We start from the raw sequence: 23,681 nt of genomic DNA, 5'->3' as shown, positions 1-23,681 counted from the left end.
CACTGCGAAATGAGAAAGGGAGCTACAACAACTGAATCTGCAACAACTTGGTCAACCAAATTGTAGCACTGCGAAATGAGAAAGGGAGCTACAACTATATTCACCCCATTGAATGAAACAATAAAATTGTAGCGTTGCAAAATAAAATAGAGACTTCCTAAATGAAAAAAGCACCACCTAAACAGGTAGTGCTTTCATATCAATTTGCTTATTCAGCAGAATCAGCTGCTTTATCAACCAATTCAACCAATGCCAAAGGAGCATTGTCACCTTTACGGAAACCGTATTTCAGTACACGAACATAGCCGCCGTTACGAGCAGCAAAGCGTGGACCCAATTCGTCAAACAATTTAACTACAACATCACGATCGCGAGTGCGGTTAAAAGCCAAACGACGGTTTGCCAAAGATGGTTTTTTACCCAAAGTAATCAAGGGTTCAACTACGCGGCGCAATTCTTTTGCTTTAGGCAAAGTTGTCACGATGGTTTCGTGAGTCAACAAGGAATTCGCCATATTGCGCAGCATCGCAGCGCGGTGGCTGCTAGTACGGTTTAATTTGCGGTTGCCATTACGATGACGCATGTCATTATCCTTTAATCTTCAAACTTACGGCTTTTCTAAGCCTACAGGCGGCCAAGCTTCTAATTTGGAACCTAATGTCAGACCTTTGGAGGCCAACACTTCTTTGATCTCATTCAAAGATTTACGACCCAAATTAGGGGTCTTGAGAAGCTCGGTTTCAGTACGTTGAATCAAATCGCCAATATAGTAAATATCTTCAGCTTTCAGACAATTAGCTGAACGTACGGTTAATTCCAAATCATCCACAGGACGCAGCAAGATAGGATCGATAGGAGGCGCTTTTTCTTCAACCTCTTCAACCGGAGTACCTTGCAGATCTGCAAAAATAGACATTTGGTCAATTAAGATACGTGCGGCACTACGTACAGCTTCTTCTGGATCAATAGAACCATTGGTTTCAATATCCAAAACCAATTTATCCAAATCCGTACGTTGCTCTACGCGTGCAGGTTCAACTTCAAAGCTAACACGACTGATGGGCGAAAAGCTCGCATCCAACTGAATCGCACCAATCTGTTTGTTCTCATCACGCAAGACGCGACGACCTGAAACAGATTGATAACCACGACCTTGCTCTACTTTAATTTCCATGTCAATTTGACCATTGTCGGACAAGTGGCAAATAACATGTTCAGGATTGATGATTTCCACATCATGTGGCAAATCAATATCACCGGCTACAACAGCACCGGCACCTGCTTTTTTCAAAGTCAACTGAACTTGATTACGACCGTGAAGCTTAAATACGATACCTTTGATGTTCAAGAGAACGTCAACAACATCCTCTTGAACACCATCAATAGTAGAGTATTCGTGCAATACGCCAGAAATAACTACTTCAGTTGGGGCAAAGCCATTCATGGATGACAGTAAGATACGACGCAAAGCATTACCTAAAGTATGACCAAAACCACGCTCAAATGGCTGCATAGACACCTTAGCTCGAGTAGAAGACAAGGTATCTACATCGATTTGACGAGGTTTCAAAAATTCGGTTGTGCTATTTTGCATTTAACTGTCCCTCATTGAGCTAGCATTATTTAGAGTAGAACTCTACCACCAGCTGTTCATTAATATCGCCAGACAATTCTGAGCGATCCGGCATATTTTTGAATACACCTTCCAATTTGTCGGCATCAACAGATACCCAGCTTGGCAAGCCAATTTGAGTAGCCAAGCTCAATGCCTCTTGGATACGTACTTGTTTCTTAGCTTTTTCACGAACAGCTACAACATCGCCTGCTTTAACTTGGAAAGAAGGGATATTAACAACCTGACCGTTTACAACGATAGCTTTATGAGAAACCAATTGACGTGCTTCAGCACGGGTAGAGCCAAAACCCATACGATAAACGACATTGTCCAAACGGGACTCCAGCAATTGCAACAGCAATTCACCGGTAGAACCTTTACGACGATCAGCTTCCGCAAAGTAACGACGGAATTGGCGTTCTAACACGCCATAAATACGACGGATTTTTTGTTTTTCACGCAATTGCAAACCGTAGTCTGACAAACGTGGTTTTTTCGCACCGTGCTGACCAGGTGCAGAATCCATTTTACATTTGGAATCCAAAGAGCGACGTGCACTCTTCAAAAACAGATCCGTACCTTCGCGACGTGCTAATTTACATTTAGGGCCAATATAACGTGCCATGTTTTAAATCACTCCAATATTAAATACGACGTTTTTTAGGCGGACGGCAACCGTTATGAGGCAACGGGGTAACGTCAGTAATGCTGGTAATCTTGAAACCAAGAGCGTTTAAAGCACGTACAGAAGATTCGCGACCAGGGCCAGGGCCTTTAATACGGACTTCTAAATTTTTAACGCCATACTCTTGGGCAACTTTACCAGCTGCTTCTGCTGCAACTTGTGCTGCAAATGGTGTACTTTTACGAGAACCTTTAAAACCAGCGCCGCCAGAGGTAGCCCAAGACAATGCATTGCCTTGACGGTCAGTGATTGTAATGATGGTATTGTTGAAAGATGCATGAACGTGCACAATACCTTCGCTTACGGTTTTACGTACTTTTTTACGTACACGCGAAGCTGTGTTTGCTTTAGCCATTAATCAAATTCCTTAAAATTTATTTCTTACCGGCAATCGCTTTGCGCGGACCTTTACGGGTACGGGCATTTGTGCGAGTGCGTTGACCACGACAAGGCAAGCCACGACGATGACGGAAGCCACGATAGCAACCCATATCCATCAGTCGTTTAATGCTCATCGTTACTTCACGACGCAAATCACCTTCAACTTCATATTTAGCAACTTGCTCACGCAAAGCGTCTAATTGAGCCTCGTCCAAATCTTTTGCTTTAGTAGTAGGAGCAATATTTGCTGCCTCACAAATCAATTTAGCACGAGTCGCACCAATACCATAAATAGCCTGAAGGCCAATTACGATATGGGCATTATTAGGGATATTTACCCCTGCAATACGAGCCATATTTTTTCCTTTTTAGGGCAAAGTATGTCACTATACCACAAAATCAAGGGTTAAGAAAACTAACTTCTTAGCCTTGACGTTGTTTGTGACGTGGGTCAGTACAAATTACGCGAACTACACGATTACGACGAATAATCTTGCAATTGCGACAAATTTTCTTTACAGAAGGTTGTACACGCATTTTATTTCCTTTTATCGTTTATCTTGCTCGGAAAACAATCCGAGCACGGGTTAAATCATAAGGAGTTAGTTCAACTGTTACCTTATCACCTGGAGAAATACGGATATAGTGCATTCGCATTTTTCCAGAGATATGACCAAGTACTACATGATCATTTTCCAGTTTTACTTTAAACGTTGCATTGGGCAAAGTCTCAAGGATTTCACCCTGCATCTGTATGGTATCTTCTTTAGCCATAAGCCTACTTACGTGATAAAGATTTCATATCTGGACGACTCATCAAATCTTCATACTGACTACTCATTACGTAGGAATTGATTTGCGTCCTAAAATCCATTGTAACGACAACCAAGATAAGCAAAGACGTTCCGCCTAAATAGAAAGGCACATTCAATGCTGTCGTTAAAAATTCAGGTATCAGACAGATTGTAGTGATATACAAAGCACCAAATAATGTCAGCCTCAGTACAACTTTTTCCAAATATCTAGAAGTTTGCTCACCTGGACGAATACCAGGTACAAATGCACCACTTTTCTTCAAATTCTCAGCCATTTCTTTAGGGCTAAATACTAAAGCAGTATAGAAATAGCAGAAGAAGATAATAGTTGTTGCAAATAATACAATATACAAAGGCTGCCCATGTTGCAGCATTGCAGCAACCTTGTGAAGAATAGAATTCGTACTATTTGAACCAAACCAACCTAAAAGAGTAGATGGAAAGAGAATAATACTGGAAGCAAAAATAGGAGGAATAACACCGGCCATATTTAGCTTGAACGGCATATGAATGCTTTGTCCTGGCATCATTCCAGAGCCAAATTGCCTTTTAGCATAATGCACAGGAACCTTACGCTGAGCACTTTCAAAATATACTACAGCATAGATCAACAGCAAAATACCAATAACAATGGATACTGCCATTAACATACTCATAGAGCCTTGTTCAGTCAAAGTCACCAACCGAACAATACCAGATGGAATACCCGATACAATACCTGCTGTAATAATTAAGGAAATGCCATTACCGATACCACGCTCGGTAATCTGCTCCCCCAACCACATCAAAAACATCGTACCTGTAACCAAACAGACTACTGTAGAAATATGAAACTCAAGCGAACTTGTTACAACAACTCCTTGTTGATAAACAAATGTTGCAACACCAAAGCTTTGTAATACAGCCAATAATACCGTCCCATACCTGGTATATTTCGTAATTATTTTCCGACCAGCCTCACCTTCCTTTTTTAAAGCTTTTAAAGAAGGAATGATCTCCGAAGCAAGCTGAACAATAATCGACGATGAAATATAAGGCATGATACCGATTGCAAATATACTAAAGCGCTCCAACGAACCACCCGAGAACATATTTAACATTCCGAATATGCCGTTTGCAGCGCCTTCGTATAACTTAGCTAATGCAACAGCATCTACGCCCGGTACCGGTATATGAGCACCAATACGGAAAACGACTAAAGCTCCTAATAGAAACACTAGACGTTTTTTCAGATCTCCAAATTTGGATAATCCTGATAAAGATTGTTGATTAGCCACTATAGTGCAAGCCTTATTCTTCTACTTTGCCACCAGCAGCTTCAATTGCAGCTTTAGCACCTTTAGTAGCTTTTACACCTTTCAAGGTAACCGCTTTTGAAATTTCACCAGAAGCAATAACTTTTACATTAGAAGCAGTCGCAGGAATCAGACCAGCTTGTTTAAGAACCAAAACATCAATTTCGTTTACAGCAATCAAATTCAACTCACTCAAACGAACTTCAGCATTAGCGGCAGCAGTCAAAGATTTGAAACCACGCTTAGGCAGGCGACGTTGCAAAGGCATTTGACCACCTTCAAAACCTACCTTGTGAAAACCGCCAGCACGGCTTTTTTGACCTTTATGGCCACGACCACCTGTCTTACCCAGGCCACTACCAATACCACGGCCTACACGACGACTAGCGTGAGTAGCACCCTCAGCAGGTTGAATAGTATTCAAAAACATATTAAGACTCCACTTTCAACAAGTAGCTGATTTTATTGATCATACCACGGTTTTCAGGGGTATCCAAAACCTCTACTGTATGTTCACGGCGACGCAAACCTAAGCCACGAGCACAAGCACGATGAGATTCAATTGTACCGATCAGGCTCTTAACCAATGTAACTTTAATCTTTTTTTGCTCAGTCATGGTTAGCTCCCAAAATATCTTCTACTGTCAAGCCACGTTTAGCGGCAATATCAGCAGGGGTATACAGTTTAGACAAACCGTCTAATGTAGCACGTACAATATTGTAAGGGTTAGTAGAACCATGCACTTTAGCTGAGATGTTATGGATACCCATAGCATCAAATACTAAACGCATTGGACCACCAGCTTTTACACCGCTACCTTCTTTAGCAGGTTGCATAAATACTTTAGTAGCGCCATGACGACCAATAACTTCATGATGAATAGTACCATTTTTCAAAGGTACTTTAATCATAGAGCGGCGTGCTTGATCCATTGCTTTTTGAACAGCAACTGGCACTTCTTTTGATTTACCCTTACCCATACCGATGCGACCATCACCATCACCAACAACAGTCAGTGCAGAGAAAGCCATGATACGGCCACCTTTAACTACTTTAGTCACGCGATTAACTGCGACCATCTTTTCAATCAGGCCGTCACCGCGTTCTTCAATTTCATGTTTTGCCATCTGAAAGTCTCCAAATATTAGAAGCTTAAACCATTTTCACGTGCAGCTTCAGCCAAAGCTTTCACACGACCGTGATATTGGAAACCTGAACGGTCAAAAGCAACCTTTTCAACACCCACTGCTTTAGCTTTTTCAGCAATACGCTTACCAACTACAGCTGCTGCTTCAACGTTGCTACCTGATTTCAGGCTACTACGTACTTCAGCTTCCAATGTAGAGGCTTGAGCCAATACTTTATCACCTTCAGCACTAATTACTTGAGCATAAATATGATTATTGCTGCGGAACACACATAATCTTACCATTTTCAAGTCCGCAATACGCGCACGGGTTTTGCGTGCACGACGGAGTCGGGTTGTATGTTTATCCATTAGTGAACCTCAATTATTTTTTCTTGGCTTCTTTCATCACTACTACTTCACCTACATAACGAACACCTTTGCCTTTATAAGGCTCAGGAGAACGGAATGCACGAATTTCAGCAGCGACTTGGCCAACCACTTGTTTATCTGCACCAGTCAAAACGATTTCTGTTTGGCTAGGAGTTTGAACAGAAACACCTTCAGGCATTTCATATACGATTGGATGAGAGAAACCCAAAGATAAGTTCAAAACTTTGCCTTGCGCTTGGGCACGATAACCCACACCAATCAATTGAAGTTTTTTCTCAAAACCTTCAGAAACACCCTTAACCATGTTATTAACCAATGCACGAGCAGTACCAGACATAGCATTAGCCTGTTTACTGTCATTTTTTGCAGCAAAAGTCAATTTACCATCGTTTAGTTCAATAGTAACATCGGAATGCAAAGGAAAGGACAATTCGCCATGTTTACCTTTGATTACCAATGCATCTGTTCCGAATTTTACTTCTACACCAGCAGGAACAGTCACTGGGTTTTTTGCGACGCGTGACATTTACATTTCTCCACTAGGCTACGATGCACAACAACTCACCACCAACACCCTCAGAACGGGCTTTGCGATCAGTCATCACACCTTTAGAAGTACTAACAATAGCAACACCCAAGCCATTCATTACGCTAGGGATCTCGCTTGATGCTTTGTAAATACGCAAACCAGGACGTGAAACACGTTTAATTTGCTCAATCACAGGGCGACCTGCATAGTATTTCAATTGAATTTCCAATACCGGTTTTGCATCAGCAGAAACCGCAAAATCCTCGATATAACCTTCTTCTTTCAGAACTTTTGCAATTGCACATTTCAGTTTAGAGGAAGGCATGGCAACTGCTGCTTTATTAGCACGTTGCGCATTGCGAATACGAGTCAACATATCGGAAATAGGATCATGCATACTCATTATTTATACTCCTATTACCAGCTAGCTTTAACAACACCAGGAATCTCGCCACGCATAGCGATTTCACGGATTTTAATACGGCCCAAACCAAATTTACGGAAAGTGCCACGAGGACGACCTGTTAAAGCACAACGACGACGTTGACGTACAGGTGCTGCATTACGAGGAATGGATTGAAATTTCAAACGTGCTTCAAAACGTTCTTCTTCAGTCGCATTAGCATCATTAATAACAGCGAAAATTGCCTCACGTTTTGCTGCAAACTTTTTCGCCAATGCTTGACGTTTCAGCTCACGATTAATAAGTGCTTTCTTAGCCATGATTATCCTTTAAACGGAAACTTGAACAGTGACAACAAAGCTTTCGCTTCTTCATCAGTTTTTGCAGTAGTTGTAATAGTAATATTCAAGCCACGCAAAGCATCGATTTTATCGTATTCAATTTCCGGGAAAATAATTTGCTCGCGAACGCCCATATTGTAATTGCCACGACCATCAAATGATTTACCGCTAACACCACGGAAGTCACGTACGCGAGGCAATGCAATAGTAATCAAACGATCTAAAAATTCAAACATTTGATCACGACGCAATGTTACTTTGCAGCCAACTGGATAGTTATCACGGATTTTAAAACCTGCGATAGATTTACGAGCAACAGTAACAACTGGTTTTTGACCAGCAATTTTCTCTAAATCAGAAACAGCGTGCTCCATAATTTTTTTATCAGCAACAGCTTCACCTACACCCATATTCAAGGTGATTTTTTCAATACGTGGAACTTCCATTACTGATTTGTAACCAAATTGTTTAACCAATTCAGGAACAACTGTATCTTTATAAAACTCTCTCAAACGAGCCATGTTATCTCCTTATGCTCCAATGATAGAGCCATTTGATTTGAAGAAACGAACGCGTTTAACTTTGCCTTCATTTTCAATCAGCTTAATACCAACACGGTCTGCTTTATTAGTTTCCGGATTCAGGATTGCAACATTAGAAATATCCAAAGGCATTTCTTTAATAATAATGCCACCCTCAATACCGCGCATTGGATTAGGTTTTTGATGGCGTTTTACAACATTAACACCTTCAACAACAACTTTATCACCCAATACTCGAACTACTTGACCTTGCTTACCTTTATCTTTACCGGTAATCACTACAACCTGATCGCCTTTAATGATTTTATTCATCGCGCTATTCCTTATAATACTTCAGGCGCCAATGAAACGATTTTCATAAATCGCTCAGTACGCAATTCACGGGTTACCGGGCCAAAAATACGAGTACCCAGAGGTTCAAGTTTATTATTTAATAACACAGCGGCGTTGTTATCAAATTTAATTAGCGCACCATCAGGACGACGCACACCCTTAGCAGTACGAACAACTACCGCATTGTACACATCACCTTTTTTGACACGACCACGTGGGGCTGCATCTTTAACTGCAACTTTAATAATATCGCCAACAGAAGCGTAGCGACGCTTAGATCCGCCCAATACCTTGATACACATCACGCGACGCGCACCAGAGTTATCAGCCACATCTAAGATGGTCTGCATTTGAATCATATTAGTACCTTTAAATTAACCAACTTAATTTACCACTTTCATATAACTCGCATCTTACTTTAAGCTGCTTATTAAATGAAACCATCACGGTTCTAGTAAACCAGTCTTGGATCCCGAAGGGAGAGAAACTTCCATAAGAAGCTGGAAGATAAGAAACGAAGTTTACACGCAAATTAATTTTGCTGCAAGACTTCGTTTCTTATTAAGCTGCATTACTGTATTTTAAATCAAACAGTACGTGCTTTCTCAACCAATTCTTTGACAACCCAAGACTTGGTTTTTGACAAAGGACGAGATTCCTCGATTACCACTACGTCACCGATGCCATATTGATTGCTTTCATCATGTGCATGGATTTTAGTTGATAAACGAATGATTTTACCGTACAGAGGGTGTTTAACTTTACGCTCAACCAATACTGTAACAGTTTTGTCCATTTTGTCGCTTACCACTTTGCCTTGCAAAGTACGAACATTTTTAGCTTCGCTCATTACTTAGCACCTTTTTCAGTTAAAATGGTTTTAATACGAGCAATATCGCGACGTACACGTTTCAACTCGCTAGATTTACCCAACTGACCGGTTGCATTTTGCATGCGCAAGCCAAACTGAGCTTTCAACAAGTCCAACAAATCAGAGTTTAATTGCTCAATAGATTTGTCTTTCAATTCATTTGCTTTCATTATTGACCCACCTGTCTTACCACAAAGGTTGTAGGAATAGGCAATTTGGCAGCGGCCAATTCAAATGCTTCACGAGCCAAAGACTCAGGAACACCGTCCATTTCGTACAATACTTTGCCTGGTTTAATTTCAGCAATGTAATATTCCACATTACCTTTACCGCCACCCATACGAACTTGAATAGGTTTTTCAGTAATCGGTTTGTCAGGGAATACACGAATCCAAATACGACCGCCACGTTTGATATGACGAGTCATGGTACGACGAGCAGCTTCGATTTGGCGGGCAGTCAAACGACCACGGCCTACGGCTTTCAAACCGAACTCACCGAAACTTACTTTGTTACCGCGAGTAGCAATACCGGTGTTACGACCTTTTTGTTGCTTGCGATATTTCAGTCTAGTTGGCTGCAGCATTACGTCCACCTGCCTTTCTTTGTTTCTTCTCATGCTCAGGTTTAGCAGATTTAATATTACCTTCTGTATAAACCCAAACTTTCAGACCCAGTACACCATAAGTAGTGTGTGCTTCGCTAGTTGCATAATCTACGTTCGCACGCAAAGTATGCAAAGGCACACGACCTTCACGGTACCATTCGCTACGAGCGATATCTGCACCATTCAGACGGCCTGAAGTCATGATCTTGATGCCTTTAGCACCAGAACGCATTGCATTTTGCATTGCACGTTTCATTGCACGACGGAATTGAACACGTTTTTCAAGCTGCTGAGCAATACCATCAGCAATAATTTGCGCATCCAACTCAGGACGGCGAATCTCTTCAATATTTACATGTACTGGCACACCCATCAGAGCTTGCAAGTCACGTTTCAAGATTTCGATATCCTCGCCTTTTTTACCAATAACCACACCTGGACGAGCAGAGTGGATAGTGATACGTGCAGATTTAGCAGGACGTTCGATTACTACGCGACCAACTGAAGCATTTGCCAATTTTTTGCGCAAGTAATTACGAACATCAATATCTTGTTTCAAAACAGTTGAAAAGTCGGTGCTTTTAGCAAACCATTTTGAAGCCCAGTCTTTAGTTACCGCCAGGCGAAAGCCTGTAGGGTTAATCTTTTGTCCCATAGCTTTTCCTTAGTTGCCCACTGTCACATTAATATGACAAGTTTGTTTCTCGATGCGGTTACCGCGACCTTTGGCACGAGCTTGGAAACGTTTCAAGCTTGGGCCTTTGTCAACAAAGATAGTTACCACTTTCAGTTCGTCAATGTCAACACCATTGTTGTGCTCGGCATTAGCGATTGCTGATTCCAATACTTTTTTAATCAGCTCAGCACCTTTTTTAGGGCTGAATGCCAAGATATTCAAAGCTTGGGCAACGTCTTTACCACGAATCAAATCAGCTACCAAACGAGCTTTTTGAGCTGAAATACGGGCATTTTTATGTTGTGCACTTACTCTCATGATTCACCTTATTTCTTTTTAGCCTTTTTATCGGCCAAGTGGCCTTTAAAGGTACGGGTCAATGAGAACTCACCTAATTTATGACCAACCATGTTGTCACTGATAAACACAGGCACGTGAGTGCGACCGTTGTGTACCGCGATAGTCAGACCAATGAAATCAGGCAAAATGGTAGAACGACGTGACCAAGTTTTAATTGGGCGTTTGTCGTTGCTTGCACGAGCAGCATCTACTTTTTTCAGCAAATGCAGGTCTACATATGGGCCTTTTTTTAATGAACGAGCCATACTAATTAACCTTTATTTGAGTAACGACGACGAACAATCATGTTATCCGTGCGTTTGTTATTACGAGTGCGGTAGCCCTTAGCAGGAGTACCCCATGGGCTAACCGGTTCGCGAGCTTCACCAGTACGGCCTTCACCACCACCATGAGGGTGATCAACAGGGTTCATGACAACACCACGAACGGTCGGACGAATACCACGCCAGCGGTTAGCACCAGCTTTGCCGATTTTTTTCAGGCTTTGTTCTTCGTTACCAACCTCACCGATAGTTGCACGGCAATTTACGCTAATTTTGCGCACTTCACCAGAACGCAAACGAACTTGAGCGTAAGCACCTTCTTTTGCAAGCAATACCGCAGAAGCACCAGCTGAACGGGCAATTTGTGCACCTTTACCTGGTTTCATTTCGATACAGTGAATAGTTGTACCAACTGGAATATTGCGAATCGGCAGAGTGTTACCTACTTTGATAGCAGCTTCAGCACCGGAAACCAATACTGCGCCGGCTTGAATACCACGAGGAGCAATGATGTAGCGACGCTCACCATCTGCATAGCACAACAATGCAATAAATGCAGTACGGTTAGGGTCATACTCGATACGCTCTACTTTTGCAGGGATACCGTCTTTGTTACGTTTAAAATCTACAACACGGTAATGGTGTTTATGACCACCACCTTTATGGCGGGTAGTGATATGACCATTGTTGTTACGACCGGCAGTAGAATTTTTCTTTTCCAGCAGAGGTGCATAAGGTGCACCTTTGTGCAAACCTTCTGTTACCACGCGAACCATGCCGCGACGGCCTGCAGAGGTCGGCTTCATTTTAACGATTGCCATTTTGTTTATTCCTTATCTGCAGCTGCAGCAGCGGCTTCCAAATCTAACTCTTGACCGGCAGCCAGGCTTACGTAAGCCTTTTTAACATCGCTGCGACGACCTAAAGTGCGACCAAAACGTTTAATTTTACCTTTAATGGTAACAGTAGTAACGTCTGCAACTTGAACACCGAACAGCAACTCAACTGCTGCTTTAATTTCAGGTTTAGTTGCATTTGCCAAAACTTTAAACGTCATTTGGTTACGTTTTTCAGCCAATACGTTGCTTTTTTCAGAAACGATAGGTGCCAAGATTACTTGAGTCAAACGTTGTTGATTCATACCCATTGCTCCTCTAATTGTGCAACTGCATCTTTAGTGATAACGACTTTTTTGTAACGCAGCAAGCTGTAAGGATCAACTTGTTGGGCTTCCAAAACCAATACGTTAGGCAAGTTGCGTGAAGCCAAGTAAACATTCTCGTCGAGCTGTTTAGTTACAAACAGAACTTGCTCCAAGCCCAAGTTTTTCACTTGTTCAGCAAAAACTTTGGTTTTAGGAGTTTCAGCAGTCAATGCTTCGATTGCAAACAAACGTTCGTCACGAGCCAATTGGGACAAAATAGTCGCCATACCGGCACGGTACATTTTACGGTTCACTTTTTGAGTAAAGTTTTCGTCAGGTTTGTTTGGGAATGCACGACCACCTTTACGCCACAGCGGAGAAGAAGTCATACCGGAACGAGCACGGCCGGTACCTTTTTGGCGCCATGGTTTTTTAGTAGAGTGATTTACTTCGGCACGAGTTTTTTGAGCACGGTTGCCAGAACGGGCATTTGCCAAATAAGCAGTAACCAGTTGGTGAACCAGAGCTTCATTGTATTCACGAGCAAACAAAGCATCGGAAACAGCCAAGCTGCCAGATACTTGTCCTTTAGCGTCAATTACTTTCAATTCCATTACGCACCTACTTTCACGCTAGGACGAACCACGACGTCGCTGTTAACCGAACCCGGAACAGCACCTTTAACCAACAAGAGTTGGCGTTCAGCATCAACACGTACAACTTCCAATTTTTGAACAGTTGCTTTAGTGTTACCGTATTGACCTGCCATACGTTTACCAGGGAACACTCGACCAGGGTCTTGTGCCATACCGATAGAACCAGGAACACGGTGTGAACGGGAGTTACCGTGGGAAGTACGTTGAGCACCGAAGTTGTGACGTTTGATCGTACCAGAGAAACCTTTACCTTTAGAGGTACCGGTTACATCCACTAATTGACCAACTTCAAACATGGAAACGGTAATTTCATCACCGGCTTTCAATTCAGCCAACTTCTCTTCAGTCAAAGCAAATTCAACCAAACCACGGCCGGCTTCAACACCTGCTTTCGCAAAGTGACCAGCTTCAGCTTTGTTGACACGATTAGCTTTTTTCTGACCAAAGGTAACTTGTACAGCAGTGTAGCCGTCAGTATCTTTGGATTTTACTTGTGTAACGCGGTTGGCAGACATATCCAAAACAGTTACCGGAACAGAAACACCCTGTTCGTCGAACACGCGAGTCATACCAACTTTGCGTCCAACCAGACCTAAAGTCATGATTATTTTCCTTTTTAAGTAAAGGGGCGGGCTACGATTGGCCTGCCTTTCAGACAAAGTTAAACTTGATACGGATGTACCAAGTCCGCCATTATAATTGACAACTCAAAGAAATATCAACAAAAAATTTGAGTTATTACCTAGAAATTTCCATTTTGTTCAAACAGAATTGAATCCTTACCCTTCAATTAACCTTTTAATTGTAAATTTTTGTTTATTTTATTAGAATGAATAATTCATCTCAATTATTTGCGGAGTGTATTATGTCTTACCAAACCGATCTAATTGCAAAATTAAGAGAAATCTTCCAAATCGACCGTGCTGATCTTGATTTCGGCATTTACCGAATTTTAAATAGCCGTTCGAAAGAAATTGGTGATTATCTGCAAAATAGGCTCCCTGCAAAAATACAAGCCGCATTTTCCACATCCAGCCAAACACAAATTAATAGCTAGCAGAAAGAGCTGGCTGAAGCCGAAAAAACCGCTGCTGCTTTAGGTGCAAATCCAGACAATCTCCCCAAAATTCAAGAACTAAAAGACAAAATCACTTCCGCTCAAAAAGGTAGTGTGACAAGTGAAGCCGTGGTTTACAACCATCTGCTCACCTTCTTTTCGCGCTACTACGAAGAAGGCGACTTCATCAGCCAACGCCGCTACAAGGGCGACACCTACGCCGTGCCGCACAGCGGCGAAGAAGTGCTGCTGCACTGGGCGAACAAAGACCAGTATTACACCAAATCGGGCGAGAACTTCAGCAACTACCGCTTCAAACTTTCAGACGGCCGCGAAGTATTTTTCCGCCTGACCGCAGCCGATACGGCCAAAGACAACCGCAAAGACAACAATGCCGCCCGCGTATTTGCGCTGGCACAAGAGCGCGTGATTGAAAAAGAAGACGACAACGGCGACATTTACGAAGAAGCGGTTTATCCCATCCGCGAAATTTCAGATGCGTCGGGCGGTAAAACGCTGGAAATCTGCTTCGAATACATCATTGTCCCTAAAAAACACAAACAGAAAGACGAAAACGACAACACTATCGCCGCACTCAAAGCCCTAATCAGCGAAGATTGGCAAGCCGTTTGGCGGCCTGCACCGACTGAGAACAAATCAAACCGCACACTGCTGGAAAAGCACCTTGCCGACTACACCGCCAAAAACACCGCCGATTATTTCATCCACAAAGACTTGGGCGGCTTTTTGCGCCGCGAATTGGATTTTTACATCAAAAACGAAGTGATGGACTTGGACAACATCCAAGACGCGCCCGCCTTCGCCAACATCGAAGGCAGTCTGCACCAAATCCGAACCCTGCGCGCCATCGCCCGCGAAATCATCGATTTTCTCGCCCAACTGGAAGATTTTCAGAAAAAGCTGTGGCTGAAAAAGAAATTCGTCACCAAAAGCCACTGGCTCATCACGCTGAACCATATTCCCGCTGCTATGCTAAAAACCGTGTTTGCAAACGACAAACAACGCGAAGCATGGAAATACCTTTTTGCAATCAAGGATTTACCGCCCCCCAATGAAAATCCGGATTCCTTTGCCGAATCAAACCCTTATCTGACGGTTGATACGTCCCTTTTCCCTGCTTCCTTTCAAACCACGCTTCTTGCTGCACTCTCCAACGACCATGATTTAGATGAAGCCACAGACGGCCTGCTCATCCATTCCGACAATTTCCAAGCCCTAAACCTTTTGCAGGCGTGTTATCGCGGACAGGTGAAATGTATTTATATTGATCCGCCATATAATTCTCCAAAATCTCAAATTTTATATAAAAATTCATTTAAACACTCGTCATTTTTATCGTTAATTGAAAATAGATTATGTTTATCAAAAAAATTAAATACTTTTGATGGCAGTCATGTTATTGCAATAGATAAGTATGAAGAAAATTTTGTGTCTAGAATAGTGTCTGATATTTTTAATGACAAAGATAATACGTTGGTTACTGTGGAACATAATAGAAAAGGAGTGCAGGGAGATCATTTTTCGTATACAAATGAATATGCGATATTCTCTATTCCCTACACTCTTAAGAAATTAAATGGATTACCAAAAGAGATTGCTGACTATGAGTGGTCTAATTTTAGGAATTGGGGTGGAGAATCCTTAAGAACCGACGCTGCAAATTGTTTTTACGCGGTCATTACAAATGGAGAAAAAATCATTGGATTTGGAGATGTTTGGTATGATGAAAGCAAACATCCTCAATCTAGTAATATAATACTTGATAATGGCTTAATTGAAATTTATCCGATTGATAATGATGGTATTGAAAGAAAGTGGAGATATGAAAGAGGTACCGTAGAAAGAATTATTGATCGACTAAGAATTAAAAAAAATAATAGGACGGGTATTTTAAGTGTTGAAATAGCAAAAATAGAAGAACAATTTAAAACAGTATGGCATTCCCCTAAATATAATGCAGGTGATAATGGAACAGCTATACTATCTGATATGTCACTGAAGTTTGGCTTCCCCAAATCTATTTTTACTGTAATGGATTGTATTTTTGCTGTTTCAAACAAAACAGACATAATCCTAGACTACTTCGCCGGCTCCGGCACGACCGCCCACGCCGTTATCAATCTGAACCGCAAAGACGGGGAAAACGGCAAACGCAAATATATCCTGGTCGAACAGGGCGAATATTTCGATACGGTACTCAAACCGCGCGTGCAAAAAGTGGTTTATGCCGAAAATTGGAAAGACGGCAAGCCACAAGCCGATAAAGAAAGCAGCCTGCACGGCGTGCCGCAAATCGTCAAAGTTTTAAAGCTGGAAAGCTACGAAGACACGCTGAACAACCTAGTGTTAAAAGACAATGGTGATTTGTTTGCTAAATTGAATGACGGCGTGAAGGAAGATTATCTCTTACGCTATATGCTGGCCGACCAGAGCCGCGATTCGCTGCTCAATACCGAAGTTTTCAAACGGCCTTTCAATTACCAAATGGACATCACCACGAGTTCGGCAGGCGCAACCGAACGGATGGACATCGACTTGGTGGAAACGTTTAATTACCTGCTGGGCCTGCGCGTCCATGCCGTTAAAGATCGCATTGAAAAAGACGGTTATTTGACCGTGGAAGGCACGCTGCCGGACGGTGAAACCGCGCTGGTGCTTTGGCGCGATTGCGAAAAGGTAGGATACGAAGGTTTGGACGCGCTGTTAGGCCGTCTGAAAATCAATCCGCACGATTCGGAATACGATACGGTATTCGTCAACGGCGACCACAATATCGCCACGGTTTGGGAAAACGAAAACGGCATTGCAGGCCGTCTGAAAATCCGCCAGACGGAAGAGGCGTTTTTGAGCCTGATGTTTGACGGGGGGAATCTGTAATGACGACGTTCCACGACCATCTGATTATCAACCGCTGGCTGTTGGGGCTGTTTAACCAGGAAAGCCTGAAGGCCTTTAAAAACCGCTTGGGCGACGACCGCCTGACGGGTATCGGCGAATCGGGGCAGACGCGGTTTTTTGAGGAACTGGATACGGCTTTGTTCCACAGCGATTTTGTTTTGCCCACCGATTTGCGCCGCTACGATTTGAATGTGTCGCGCCACTGGCAGGCGATTACGGAAAGCCGCAACCGCAAAGAGGGGCATGAATTGGAAATGAAGTATTTCCAATATCTGTCGCTTTTGTTTACCGAAATTTATCTGGACTGGTTTTTCAATAAAAAAGAGGAATTGGCGGCGGCGTTGAACCGGACGCTGCAAGGCTACCTGAAAGAGGAACAGGCAAGGAGGCTGTCGGCCTACGAGGCGGCGGATTTGAACAAAATCGCCTATTGGAATGCGACGGGCAGCGGCAAAACGCTTCTGATGCACATCAATATCCTGCAATACCGCGATTATTGCCAAGGCAAAACGGACAAGGTGATTGTGCTGACGCCGAACGAGGGTTTGAGCAGGCAGCATGTGCAGGAATTGGCGGATTCGGGTTTTCATGCGGCTTTGTTCGATAAAAACTCGGGCGGTTTGTTTGCCGATGAAATCATTGTTATCGATGTGAACAAACTGGCCGATAAAAACGGCGATAAAACCGTGGCGGCTGAGGCTTTCGCGGGCAACAATCTGGTGCTGGTGGACGAGGGCCACCGCGGCACGTCGGGCGATGCGTGGCTGTTGCGGCGGGAAACCTTAATCGGTCCGGGCTTTGCTTTTGAATATTCGGCTACCTTCGGGCAGGCGGTCGCCAAAGGCAAAACCGTTGCCGAACAGGAAGAGGAGCTGCAAAAGAAAAAGGCCAAAATGCTGTTCGGCAAGGGCAGTTTGAAAGGCTTGGACGACGGCGGGTTTGCGCAACTCGAACTGACCGATACGGAAAAGAAAAAGGCGCGGCAGACGGCGGTGTTCGAAACCTATGCCAAGGCGGTGCTGTTTGATTATTCGTACAAATTTTTCTACGAAGACGGTTACGGCAAGGAAAGCCTGATTTTAAATTTGAAGGACGAAGATTACGGCATTCACGGCAACGTCTATCTGACCGCCTGCCTGCTGGCGTTTTACCAGCAGCTTTATTTGTTCGAAACGCAAAAAGACGCGCTTGCCGAGTGGAATATCGAAAAGCCGCTTTGGGTGTTTGTGGGCAACAAGGTGGCGGATGATGACAGCGATGTATTAAAGGTGTTGAAATTTTTGGCGTTTTTCCTAAACAATCGGGAGCAGGTGCAAATTTGGCTTGCCGATTTGCTTTCGGACAAGGCGAGGCTGACGGATAAAAACGGCAACAACATCTTCGGGCAGCGGTTTGTGCCGCTGATGGATTTCGCCGGAAAGGAAAACGAACTGTACGCCGATATCCTGCAACGCTTTTTCCATGCGCCCAATACAGGCCGTCTGAATTTGACGCACTTGAAAAAATCGGACGGTGAAATCGCCCTGCGCGCGGGCGGCGGCGAAGTGTTCGGCATCATCAATATCGGCGATGCGGCGGGCTTTATGAAAACGGCGGAAAAAGACGGTGCCTTCGATTGCAGCCACGATGATTTTTCAGACGGCCTGTTTGGCAAAATCAATCAGAAAGACAGCCCGACCCACCTTTTAATCGGTTCGAAAAAATTTACCGAAGGCTGGTCGAGCTGGCGCGTGTCCACGATGGGGCTTTTGAATATGGGCAAAAGCGAAGGCAGCCAGATTATCCAGCTTTTCGGGCGCGGCGTGCGGCTCAAAGGACGCGGCTTTTCGCTCAGGCGCAGCCTGCCCGAAGAACGCCCCTACGGCGCGCATTTGGACAAACTGGAAACTTTAAACATCTTCGGCATTGCCGCAGGCTATATGGAGCAGTTTAAAAACTACCTGAAAGAAGAAGGCATTACGCCGCCCGACGAAATGCTGACGGTGGAGTTCAAGGTACTGCCCAATCTGCCGGACGGCGTAACGCTCCAAACCCTGCGCTTGAAAAACGGCTACAAGGACAATCAGAAACTGGGGTTCAAACGGCAAAAAACGGTGGATTTGTACGACATTCCCGACGAATGGGCAGGCAAAATCAAGCCGCCTTGCGCGTTTTTAAACCGCTATCCGCAAATCGAAGCGATGGACAGCGGCAGGAAAATATCCGCACCGGAAAACCGCCGCGAAAAAAACAGGCTGGACAGCCGTTTGTTTGATTTGTTCGACTGGGACAGGATTTACCGCGAGCTGTCGATGTTCAAATCCAAACGCACCTGGAGTAATCTGCGGTTGGACAAAGGCCGTCTGAAAGCCTTTGCCGAAGGCAACGACTGGTATGTTCTGGAAATCCCCGCTTCGGCTTTGGCGGTAAACCGTTTTGCCGATGTGAAAAAACAGGAAGATTTGTTAATCGAGCTGCTTTGCCTTTATACCGAATCTTTTTACGGCCGTCTGAAAAGCGTTTACGAAGGGCAGTTTTACGAAACGGCGGCGGTGGATGCGGAAAACGGTTCAATGTTGGACGGCTACCGCTTCGACATGCTGCCGGACTCGACCGGCAAAAGCTACGAAGCCAAACTTTTAGAATTGAAAACCTTGGTGGAAACAGGCCGTCTGAAAGAATTGCTGGCCTGGAAAGCGCCGGGCATTGCTGCCATCAGTTTTTCCGGCCATCTGTATTATCCGATTATGAGTTTGGACAAGAAATCGGCCGTACCGGTGAAAATGCAGCCTTTGCCTATGAACGAAGAGAGCGAAGTAAGGTTTGTGCAGGATTTGCAGGCTGCCTGCGATGAAGGCCGTCTGAAAGAATGGACGCTCGGGCGCGATTTGTATCTCCTACGCAATGCGTCCAACAAGGCCAAAGGCCTGGGCTTTGCGCTGGCGGGCAATTTCTATCCCGACTTTTTATTGTGGCTGGTGGATAGGGAAAGCGGCCGCCAATGGCTGACGTTTATCGACCCCAAAGGCATACGCCACATGACGTGGGAACATCCGAAATTCGGTTTGGCAGACGAAGTGAAAAAGCTGGAACAGTCTTTGAAGCTGCAAGATTTGACGTTGAACAGCTTTATTTTGTCCGTTACGCCGTATAAGAGCTTGCTGGACGACGGCGTGGCAGCCGTGTTCGACAAAACCGAAGACGAGTTCCGCAAAAAACATATCCTGTTTATGGAAGACGAAAATTATCTGCAAACCATGTTCGACATGATTTTAAACGGGGATAAGGTATGAATATCACGCCGCATCAGGCCAAATATTACGCGCACCAGCTTTTGTGCCAAAAAAGCGGCGACGAGCGGCTGTCGCAGGCTTTGTTTGAAGCGCAGGTGGATTTGCAGCCGCACCAAATCGATGCCGCATTGTTTGCTTTGGAAAACCCTTTGCGCGAAGGCGTGTTGCTGGCGGACGAGGTGGGTTTGGGCAAAACCATAGAAGCAGGTTTGGTATTGTGCCAGCTCTGGGCGGAACGCAAACGCCGCCTGTTGGTGGTTTGCCCTGCCGCGTTGAGAAAGCAATGGCAGGCGGAATTGCGGGAAAAATTTTCGCTGCCATCTTTGGTGTTGGATAAAGCGGTTTTAAAGCAGCAAAACCGCAGCCTGATCGATTTTCTGACTTCTCAAGCAGGCAGGCAGGTTTTGGTGGTTTCCTATGAGTTTGCCACCAAATGTGCCGCCGAAATCAATGCCGCCGGCTGGGATTTGGCGGTATTTGATGAAGCGCACAAATTACGCAATGTCTATAAAGGCAGCAGTAAACAGGCGCAAACGCTTTTAAATGCGTTTGCAGACAGTCAAAAACTGCTGCTTTCCGCCACTCCGCTGCAAAACTCGCTGATGGAATTTTACGGCCTGTCGCTTTTTCTGGACGAACATTTGTTCGGCAGTAAAAAGGAATTTCAAAAGTGTTTTATCAATCGTGGTGATACGGATGAATTGCGGACGCGCTTATCGCCTTATGTGAAACGCACGCTCCGCAAGGATGTGTTGGAATATATCCGATACACCCGCCGCCACACCATCACGCAAAATTACCGCCTGAACGATGACGAATACGCGCTTTACATGGCGGTTTCCGATTTTTTGGCCAAAGGTGAATCCTACGCCCTGCCCAAACGGCAAAGGCATTTGACGGGATTGGTATTGCGCAAACTTTTAGCATCTTCCACACCCGCCCTTTCTGGGACGCTGGGCGTTATCCGACAAAGGCTGGATACAATGCAAAAAACAGCTCAAAGGCCGTCTGAAAGCCTATTTGCCGCCTTGGACGAAGATTTGGAATACTGGGAGGCATTTGACGATGAGGGAAACGATAGCGATGCAGAACCCATAGACTTCAAACTGCTGGCGGCAGAAATCGCTGAAATGGACGGCTTCATCAAACATGCCCGTGCCCTAACACATGACAGCAAGGCTCAAGCACTGCTGCAAGCCTTGAAAACCGGTTTTCAAAAAATGCAGGAAGCAGATGCGGCGGACAAGGCGGTGATTTTTACTGAATCGGTGCGTACCCAAGAATACCTGTTTGAATTTTTAGGCAAAAACGGCTACGAAGGGCAAATCGTACTGTTTTCCGGCGATAACAAACATCCCGACAGCCAATGGCGTTATAAGGCCTGGCTGGATAAAAACGCGGGCAGCCCGCACCACACCGGCTCGCCCGCTGTGGACAAACGCACTGCGTTGATTGATGCCTTTAAAAATCAAACAAAAATCATGATTGCTACCGAATCCGCCGCCGAAGGCGTAAACCTGCAATTTTGCTCGCTGCTCATCAACTACGATTTGCCGTGGAATCCGCAGCGCATTGAACAGCGTATCGGCCGCTGCCACCGCTATGGGCAAAAATCGGATGTCGTGGTAATTAATTTTTTGAACACCCGCAACGATGCCGATCGCCGCGTATTGGAACTTTTAACCGACAAATTCAAACTGTTTGACGGCGTATTTGGTGCGTCCGACGAAATTTTGGGCAGGATTTCAGACGACCTGGATTTTGAAAAACGGATTTTGGCGATTTACGACAACTGCCGCACGCCCGAAGCGATTACGGCAGCCTTTGACCGCCTGCAAAAAGAAATGGAAGACAGTATCGCCGCCACACGTAATCTGGCGGAAGAGAGGCTTCTGCAATATTTTGATACAGACGTACACGAACGATTCAAAACCCGCCTGCAACAGACCCGAAAGCGTTTGGACGATTTTCAACGATGGTTCTGGCTGGCCAGCCGATTCGCCCTAAACAACTACGCCGCCTTCAATCCACAAAGCTACCGCTTCGACCTGAAAACCGCCCCCGAGCCGCATTTGCATTTGGGCGTATACAGTCTGCTCAAAGACAGCGGCGAAAACGAAACCGCCGCCCTACACAGGCCGAATACCGATTTGGGGCAATGGTGCATTGACCAATGTAAAACCGCTGACACGCCGAATGCCGAAATCACATTCAACTACGGCGGTTACAGCGGCGGCAAAATCAGTATTTTGGCGCAAAACCAAGGCAAAAGCGGCTGGCTTTCGGTGGAAAAAATCAAAATTCACTCCCAAGCTGACGCCTTTGAAACCCTGCTGTTTACCGCCCGCACTGACGACGGCGAATGGCTGGACGACGATTTTTGCCAAAAACTCCTGTTGCTTGGCACGAAACGAACCGACCGAGCCCAAGCCATCCCGTCCGACATTACCCAAAGTGCAAAGCTGCGTTGCGACAGCTTCTTTGCCCAATACCAAGAGCAAAACAACCGCTACTATTATGACCGTGTTTTACAATTCGACCGTTGGGCTGAGGATCAAAAAGCCATATTGGGAAATGAATTAGAAGAAATAAAAACAAAAATCAAGACTATCAAACGAGAACGTAATTTAGCTCAAAATACTGCTGAATTAGCACAATATGAAAACCAAATCCGTAAGTTAGAACAACAAAAACGCCATTTAAGAAATACTCTTGATGATAAAGAAGACGAAATCGATGAGAAGCATGACTTACTTATCCGAAATTTACAACTCCAGACAACATTTAAATCTGAATTTAAAAATTTGTTTACCATAAAATGGAGGATTGAATAAACTCGATCACTAAAATACTCTGTTTTTACAACAATATGCCATCTTAAAAATAATTTAAGATGGTATTTCAAATATTATGCATATTTCTTTAATGAACTAGTGTAGTTTATCTTATGTGGAACTAAAAAACCGAACAGCTAAGCTGTTCGGTTTTTTAGTTCTTATTGAACTTTAATTTCTACATCTACACCTGCTGGAAGATCCAGTTTCATCAGTGCATCAGTAGTTTTATCAGTCCAGTCCACAATGTCCATCAGACGCAAGTGGGTGCGGATTTCCAATTGTTCACGAGAAGTTTTGTTCACGTGAGGAGAACGCAAAATGTTGAAACGTTCGATTTTAGTTGGCAAAGGGATCGGACCTTTAACAACAGCACCAGTGCGTTTAGCAGTTTCAACGATTTCTTGTGCAGAACGGTCAATCAGACTGTAGTCATAAGCTTTCAGGCGGATACGGATTTTTTGGTTTGCCATTTATCAATATCCCTCAATTAAGCGATGATAGAAGAAACCACACCTGCACCTACGGTACGGCCACCTTCGCGAATCGCAAAGCGCAGACCT

33 protein-coding genes and 1 pseudogene are annotated in these 23,681 nt (G+C 44.3%); 4 read left to right on the top strand and 30 right to left on the bottom strand.

The window, feature by feature from the left end:
* Positions 1-208: 208 nt before the first annotated feature.
* From rplQ to rplC, 28 genes are all read right to left on the bottom strand, one after another.
* Positions 209-583 carry a 50S ribosomal protein L17 gene (gene rplQ / locus HMPREF2551_RS09725; protein WP_036493502.1) on the bottom strand — a complete coding sequence of 125 codons (375 nt, stop codon included), beginning with the start codon at positions 581-583 and terminating at the stop codon, positions 209-211.
* Between the two features lie 24 nt (positions 584-607).
* Complete coding sequence (rpoA, locus tag HMPREF2551_RS09720) at positions 608-1,594, bottom strand: DNA-directed RNA polymerase subunit alpha (RefSeq protein ID WP_003749298.1); 987 nt, start codon at positions 1,592-1,594, stop codon at positions 608-610.
* Positions 1,595-1,619: 25 nt separating this feature from the next.
* A complete protein-coding gene (gene rpsD, locus HMPREF2551_RS09715) occupies positions 1,620-2,240 on the bottom strand; it encodes a 30S ribosomal protein S4 (RefSeq protein ID WP_003749296.1) in 621 nt (206 codons plus the stop codon).
* A gap of 19 nt (positions 2,241-2,259) precedes the next feature.
* Entirely contained in the window at positions 2,260-2,655 is a 396-nt protein-coding gene (rpsK, locus tag HMPREF2551_RS09710) for a 30S ribosomal protein S11 (RefSeq protein WP_002216249.1), read from the bottom strand.
* A 19-nt stretch (positions 2,656-2,674) separates the two neighbouring features.
* Complete coding sequence (gene rpsM / locus HMPREF2551_RS09705; RefSeq protein WP_003749295.1) at positions 2,675-3,037, bottom strand: 30S ribosomal protein S13; 363 nt, start codon at positions 3,035-3,037, stop codon at positions 2,675-2,677.
* A 67-nt stretch (positions 3,038-3,104) separates the two neighbouring features.
* Complete coding sequence (rpmJ, locus tag HMPREF2551_RS10435; protein ID WP_003697674.1) at positions 3,105-3,218, bottom strand: 50S ribosomal protein L36; 114 nt, start codon at positions 3,216-3,218, stop codon at positions 3,105-3,107.
* Between the two features lie 18 nt (positions 3,219-3,236).
* Positions 3,237-3,455: a translation initiation factor IF-1 gene (infA, locus tag HMPREF2551_RS09700; protein WP_003684714.1), complete on the bottom strand. Its 219-nt coding sequence runs from the start codon at positions 3,453-3,455 to the stop codon at positions 3,237-3,239.
* Positions 3,456-3,459: 4 nt separating this feature from the next.
* Positions 3,460-4,773, bottom strand: a complete 1,314-nt coding sequence (gene secY / locus HMPREF2551_RS09695; protein WP_036493503.1) for a preprotein translocase subunit SecY — start codon at positions 4,771-4,773, stop codon at positions 3,460-3,462.
* Between the two features lie 13 nt (positions 4,774-4,786).
* Positions 4,787-5,221 carry a 50S ribosomal protein L15 gene (gene rplO / locus HMPREF2551_RS09690; RefSeq protein WP_003749291.1) on the bottom strand — a complete coding sequence of 145 codons (435 nt, stop codon included), beginning with the start codon at positions 5,219-5,221 and terminating at the stop codon, positions 4,787-4,789.
* 1 nt (position 5,222) lies between these two features.
* Entirely contained in the window at positions 5,223-5,408 is a 186-nt protein-coding gene (rpmD, locus tag HMPREF2551_RS09685) for a 50S ribosomal protein L30 (RefSeq protein WP_003684808.1), read from the bottom strand.
* Entirely contained in the window at positions 5,401-5,919 is a 519-nt protein-coding gene (gene rpsE, locus HMPREF2551_RS09680) for a 30S ribosomal protein S5 (protein ID WP_003684704.1), read from the bottom strand. The genes rpmD and rpsE overlap by 8 nt, the downstream gene beginning before the upstream one ends.
* A gap of 17 nt (positions 5,920-5,936) precedes the next feature.
* Entirely contained in the window at positions 5,937-6,290 is a 354-nt protein-coding gene (gene rplR, locus HMPREF2551_RS09675; RefSeq protein ID WP_003749287.1) for a 50S ribosomal protein L18, read from the bottom strand.
* Positions 6,291-6,303: 13 nt separating this feature from the next.
* Complete coding sequence (gene rplF, locus HMPREF2551_RS09670) at positions 6,304-6,837, bottom strand: 50S ribosomal protein L6 (RefSeq protein WP_036493505.1); 534 nt, start codon at positions 6,835-6,837, stop codon at positions 6,304-6,306.
* Between the two features lie 13 nt (positions 6,838-6,850).
* Positions 6,851-7,243, bottom strand: a complete 393-nt coding sequence (rpsH, locus tag HMPREF2551_RS09665) for a 30S ribosomal protein S8 (RefSeq protein ID WP_003684738.1) — start codon at positions 7,241-7,243, stop codon at positions 6,851-6,853.
* Positions 7,244-7,257: 14 nt separating this feature from the next.
* On the bottom strand, positions 7,258-7,563 hold the full coding sequence (rpsN, locus tag HMPREF2551_RS09660) for a 30S ribosomal protein S14 (RefSeq protein ID WP_003684736.1): 306 nt from the start codon (positions 7,561-7,563) through the stop codon (positions 7,258-7,260).
* A 2-nt stretch (positions 7,564-7,565) separates the two neighbouring features.
* Positions 7,566-8,105, bottom strand: coding sequence for a 50S ribosomal protein L5 (rplE, locus tag HMPREF2551_RS09655; protein WP_070838736.1), 540 nt, complete (start codon positions 8,103-8,105; stop codon positions 7,566-7,568).
* A gap of 9 nt (positions 8,106-8,114) precedes the next feature.
* On the bottom strand, positions 8,115-8,438 hold the full coding sequence (gene rplX, locus HMPREF2551_RS09650; RefSeq protein WP_070838734.1) for a 50S ribosomal protein L24: 324 nt from the start codon (positions 8,436-8,438) through the stop codon (positions 8,115-8,117).
* An 11-nt stretch (positions 8,439-8,449) separates the two neighbouring features.
* Positions 8,450-8,818, bottom strand: coding sequence for a 50S ribosomal protein L14 (gene rplN / locus HMPREF2551_RS09645; protein WP_002215434.1), 369 nt, complete (start codon positions 8,816-8,818; stop codon positions 8,450-8,452).
* Positions 8,819-9,045: 227 nt separating this feature from the next.
* Entirely contained in the window at positions 9,046-9,309 is a 264-nt protein-coding gene (rpsQ, locus tag HMPREF2551_RS09640) for a 30S ribosomal protein S17 (protein ID WP_003749281.1), read from the bottom strand.
* Positions 9,309-9,500 (bottom strand): 50S ribosomal protein L29, encoded by a 192-nt coding sequence (gene rpmC / locus HMPREF2551_RS09635; RefSeq protein ID WP_003684705.1) that lies wholly within the window; start codon positions 9,498-9,500, stop codon positions 9,309-9,311. Before rpmC ends, rpsQ begins: the two co-directional genes overlap by 1 nt.
* Positions 9,500-9,916, bottom strand: coding sequence for a 50S ribosomal protein L16 (gene rplP / locus HMPREF2551_RS09630; protein WP_003749279.1), 417 nt, complete (start codon positions 9,914-9,916; stop codon positions 9,500-9,502). The genes rpmC and rplP overlap by 1 nt, the downstream gene beginning before the upstream one ends.
* Positions 9,900-10,592 carry a 30S ribosomal protein S3 gene (rpsC, locus tag HMPREF2551_RS09625; protein WP_036493507.1) on the bottom strand — a complete coding sequence of 231 codons (693 nt, stop codon included), beginning with the start codon at positions 10,590-10,592 and terminating at the stop codon, positions 9,900-9,902. The genes rplP and rpsC overlap by 17 nt, the downstream gene beginning before the upstream one ends.
* Positions 10,593-10,601: 9 nt before the next feature.
* The gene (rplV, locus tag HMPREF2551_RS09620) at positions 10,602-10,931 is read right to left on the bottom strand and encodes a 50S ribosomal protein L22 (RefSeq protein ID WP_004464589.1); all 330 of its coding nucleotides are present in this window, start codon (positions 10,929-10,931) and stop codon (positions 10,602-10,604) included.
* Between the two features lie 8 nt (positions 10,932-10,939).
* A complete protein-coding gene (gene rpsS / locus HMPREF2551_RS09615) occupies positions 10,940-11,218 on the bottom strand; it encodes a 30S ribosomal protein S19 (protein WP_002215422.1) in 279 nt (92 codons plus the stop codon).
* A 5-nt stretch (positions 11,219-11,223) separates the two neighbouring features.
* Positions 11,224-12,057, bottom strand: coding sequence for a 50S ribosomal protein L2 (gene rplB, locus HMPREF2551_RS09610; RefSeq protein ID WP_003684813.1), 834 nt, complete (start codon positions 12,055-12,057; stop codon positions 11,224-11,226).
* Between the two features lie 5 nt (positions 12,058-12,062).
* Positions 12,063-12,377 carry a 50S ribosomal protein L23 gene (rplW, locus tag HMPREF2551_RS09605; protein WP_003749274.1) on the bottom strand — a complete coding sequence of 105 codons (315 nt, stop codon included), beginning with the start codon at positions 12,375-12,377 and terminating at the stop codon, positions 12,063-12,065.
* Positions 12,374-12,994 (bottom strand): 50S ribosomal protein L4, encoded by a 621-nt coding sequence (gene rplD, locus HMPREF2551_RS09600; protein WP_003684798.1) that lies wholly within the window; start codon positions 12,992-12,994, stop codon positions 12,374-12,376. The genes rplW and rplD overlap by 4 nt, the downstream gene beginning before the upstream one ends.
* A complete protein-coding gene (gene rplC, locus HMPREF2551_RS09595; protein ID WP_003749272.1) occupies positions 12,994-13,638 on the bottom strand; it encodes a 50S ribosomal protein L3 in 645 nt (214 codons plus the stop codon). Before rplC ends, rplD begins: the two co-directional genes overlap by 1 nt.
* Positions 13,639-13,901: 263 nt before the next feature.
* On the opposite strand from rplC, the gene HMPREF2551_RS10560 reads away from it, so the two are divergent.
* From HMPREF2551_RS10560 to HMPREF2551_RS09580, 4 genes are all read left to right on the top strand, one after another.
* Positions 13,902-14,093 (top strand): hypothetical protein, encoded by a 192-nt coding sequence (locus HMPREF2551_RS10560; RefSeq protein WP_143128534.1) that lies wholly within the window; start codon positions 13,902-13,904, stop codon positions 14,091-14,093.
* A 114-nt stretch (positions 14,094-14,207) separates the two neighbouring features.
* On the top strand, positions 14,208-16,991 hold the full coding sequence (locus tag HMPREF2551_RS09590; protein WP_283122425.1) for a DNA methyltransferase: 2,784 nt from the start codon (positions 14,208-14,210) through the stop codon (positions 16,989-16,991).
* Complete coding sequence (locus HMPREF2551_RS09585) at positions 16,991-20,284, top strand: DEAD/DEAH box helicase family protein (RefSeq protein ID WP_070838733.1); 3,294 nt, start codon at positions 16,991-16,993, stop codon at positions 20,282-20,284. Before HMPREF2551_RS09590 ends, HMPREF2551_RS09585 begins: the two co-directional genes overlap by 1 nt.
* The gene (locus HMPREF2551_RS09580; RefSeq protein ID WP_070838731.1) at positions 20,281-23,118 is read left to right on the top strand and encodes an SNF2-related protein; all 2,838 of its coding nucleotides are present in this window, start codon (positions 20,281-20,283) and stop codon (positions 23,116-23,118) included. Before HMPREF2551_RS09585 ends, HMPREF2551_RS09580 begins: the two co-directional genes overlap by 4 nt.
* Before the next feature lie 161 nt (positions 23,119-23,279).
* On the opposite strand, the gene rpsJ is transcribed toward HMPREF2551_RS09580, so the two are convergent.
* The gene (rpsJ, locus tag HMPREF2551_RS09575) at positions 23,280-23,591 is read right to left on the bottom strand and encodes a 30S ribosomal protein S10 (RefSeq protein ID WP_002642322.1); all 312 of its coding nucleotides are present in this window, start codon (positions 23,589-23,591) and stop codon (positions 23,280-23,282) included.
* Positions 23,592-23,608: 17 nt separating this feature from the next.
* Positions 23,609-23,681 (bottom strand): annotated as a pseudogene (locus tag HMPREF2551_RS10430) (elongation factor Tu); the annotation flags it as partial.

The organism is Neisseria sp. HMSC066H01 (genome assembly GCF_001837375.1).
GTDB lineage: Bacteria > Pseudomonadota > Gammaproteobacteria > Burkholderiales > Neisseriaceae > Neisseria.
Note: the sequence above shows the minus strand (reverse complement) of the source record. Positions and strands in the feature narration are given on the sequence as shown.

Excerpts from the sequence above, each read along its gene's own strand:
- HMPREF2551_RS09580 (WP_070838731.1), top strand. The coding sequence starts at position 20,281 with ATGAATATCACGCCGCATCAGGCCAAATATTACGCGCACCAGCTTTTG.
- rplD (WP_003684798.1), bottom strand. The coding sequence starts at position 12,994 with ATGGAATTGAAAGTAATTGACGCTAAAGGACAAGTATCTGGCAGCTTG.
- HMPREF2551_RS10560 (WP_143128534.1), top strand. The coding sequence starts at position 13,902 with ATGTCTTACCAAACCGATCTAATTGCAAAATTAAGAGAAATCTTCCAA.
- rpsC (WP_036493507.1), bottom strand. The coding sequence starts at position 10,592 with ATGGGACAAAAGATTAACCCTACAGGCTTTCGCCTGGCGGTAACTAAA.
- rplE (WP_070838736.1), bottom strand. The coding sequence starts at position 8,105 with ATGGCTCGTTTGAGAGAGTTTTATAAAGATACAGTTGTTCCTGAATTG.
- rpmJ (WP_003697674.1), bottom strand. The coding sequence starts at position 3,218 with ATGCGTGTACAACCTTCTGTAAAGAAAATTTGTCGCAATTGCAAGATT.
- rpsS (WP_002215422.1), bottom strand. The coding sequence starts at position 11,218 with ATGGCTCGTTCATTAAAAAAAGGCCCATATGTAGACCTGCATTTGCTG.
- rplC (WP_003749272.1), bottom strand. The coding sequence starts at position 13,638 with ATGACTTTAGGTCTGGTTGGACGCAAAGTTGGTATGACTCGCGTGTTC.
- rplX (WP_070838734.1), bottom strand. The coding sequence starts at position 8,438 with ATGAATAAAATCATTAAAGGCGATCAGGTTGTAGTGATTACCGGTAAA.
- rplQ (WP_036493502.1), bottom strand. The coding sequence starts at position 583 with ATGCGTCATCGTAATGGCAACCGCAAATTAAACCGTACTAGCAGCCAC.
- rplB (WP_003684813.1), bottom strand. The coding sequence starts at position 12,057 with ATGGCAATCGTTAAAATGAAGCCGACCTCTGCAGGCCGTCGCGGCATG.
- rpsK (WP_002216249.1), bottom strand. The coding sequence starts at position 2,655 with ATGGCTAAAGCAAACACAGCTTCGCGTGTACGTAAAAAAGTACGTAAA.
- rplF (WP_036493505.1), bottom strand. The coding sequence starts at position 6,837 with ATGTCACGCGTCGCAAAAAACCCAGTGACTGTTCCTGCTGGTGTAGAA.
- rpsM (WP_003749295.1), bottom strand. The coding sequence starts at position 3,037 with ATGGCTCGTATTGCAGGGGTAAATATCCCTAATAATGCCCATATCGTA.
- rplW (WP_003749274.1), bottom strand. The coding sequence starts at position 12,377 with ATGAATCAACAACGTTTGACTCAAGTAATCTTGGCACCTATCGTTTCT.
- rpsD (WP_003749296.1), bottom strand. The coding sequence starts at position 2,240 with ATGGCACGTTATATTGGCCCTAAATGTAAATTAGCACGTCGCGAAGGT.
- rpsJ (WP_002642322.1), bottom strand. The coding sequence starts at position 23,591 with ATGGCAAACCAAAAAATCCGTATCCGCCTGAAAGCTTATGACTACAGT.
- rpmC (WP_003684705.1), bottom strand. The coding sequence starts at position 9,500 with ATGAAAGCAAATGAATTGAAAGACAAATCTATTGAGCAATTAAACTCT.
- rpsE (WP_003684704.1), bottom strand. The coding sequence starts at position 5,919 with ATGGCAAAACATGAAATTGAAGAACGCGGTGACGGCCTGATTGAAAAG.
- rplN (WP_002215434.1), bottom strand. The coding sequence starts at position 8,818 with ATGATTCAAATGCAGACCATCTTAGATGTGGCTGATAACTCTGGTGCG.
- HMPREF2551_RS09585 (WP_070838733.1), top strand. The coding sequence starts at position 16,991 with ATGACGACGTTCCACGACCATCTGATTATCAACCGCTGGCTGTTGGGG.
- rplV (WP_004464589.1), bottom strand. The coding sequence starts at position 10,931 with ATGAGAGTAAGTGCACAACATAAAAATGCCCGTATTTCAGCTCAAAAA.
- rplO (WP_003749291.1), bottom strand. The coding sequence starts at position 5,221 with ATGTTTTTGAATACTATTCAACCTGCTGAGGGTGCTACTCACGCTAGT.
- rpmD (WP_003684808.1), bottom strand. The coding sequence starts at position 5,408 with ATGACTGAGCAAAAAAAGATTAAAGTTACATTGGTTAAGAGCCTGATC.
- rpsN (WP_003684736.1), bottom strand. The coding sequence starts at position 7,563 with ATGGCTAAGAAAGCACTTATTAATCGTGAGCTGAAACGTCAAGCATTG.
- rpsH (WP_003684738.1), bottom strand. The coding sequence starts at position 7,243 with ATGAGTATGCATGATCCTATTTCCGATATGTTGACTCGTATTCGCAAT.
- rplP (WP_003749279.1), bottom strand. The coding sequence starts at position 9,916 with ATGCTGCAGCCAACTAGACTGAAATATCGCAAGCAACAAAAAGGTCGT.
- rpsQ (WP_003749281.1), bottom strand. The coding sequence starts at position 9,309 with ATGAGCGAAGCTAAAAATGTTCGTACTTTGCAAGGCAAAGTGGTAAGC.
- rplR (WP_003749287.1), bottom strand. The coding sequence starts at position 6,290 with ATGGATAAACATACAACCCGACTCCGTCGTGCACGCAAAACCCGTGCG.
- rpoA (WP_003749298.1), bottom strand. The coding sequence starts at position 1,594 with ATGCAAAATAGCACAACCGAATTTTTGAAACCTCGTCAAATCGATGTA.
- infA (WP_003684714.1), bottom strand. The coding sequence starts at position 3,455 with ATGGCTAAAGAAGATACCATACAGATGCAGGGTGAAATCCTTGAGACT.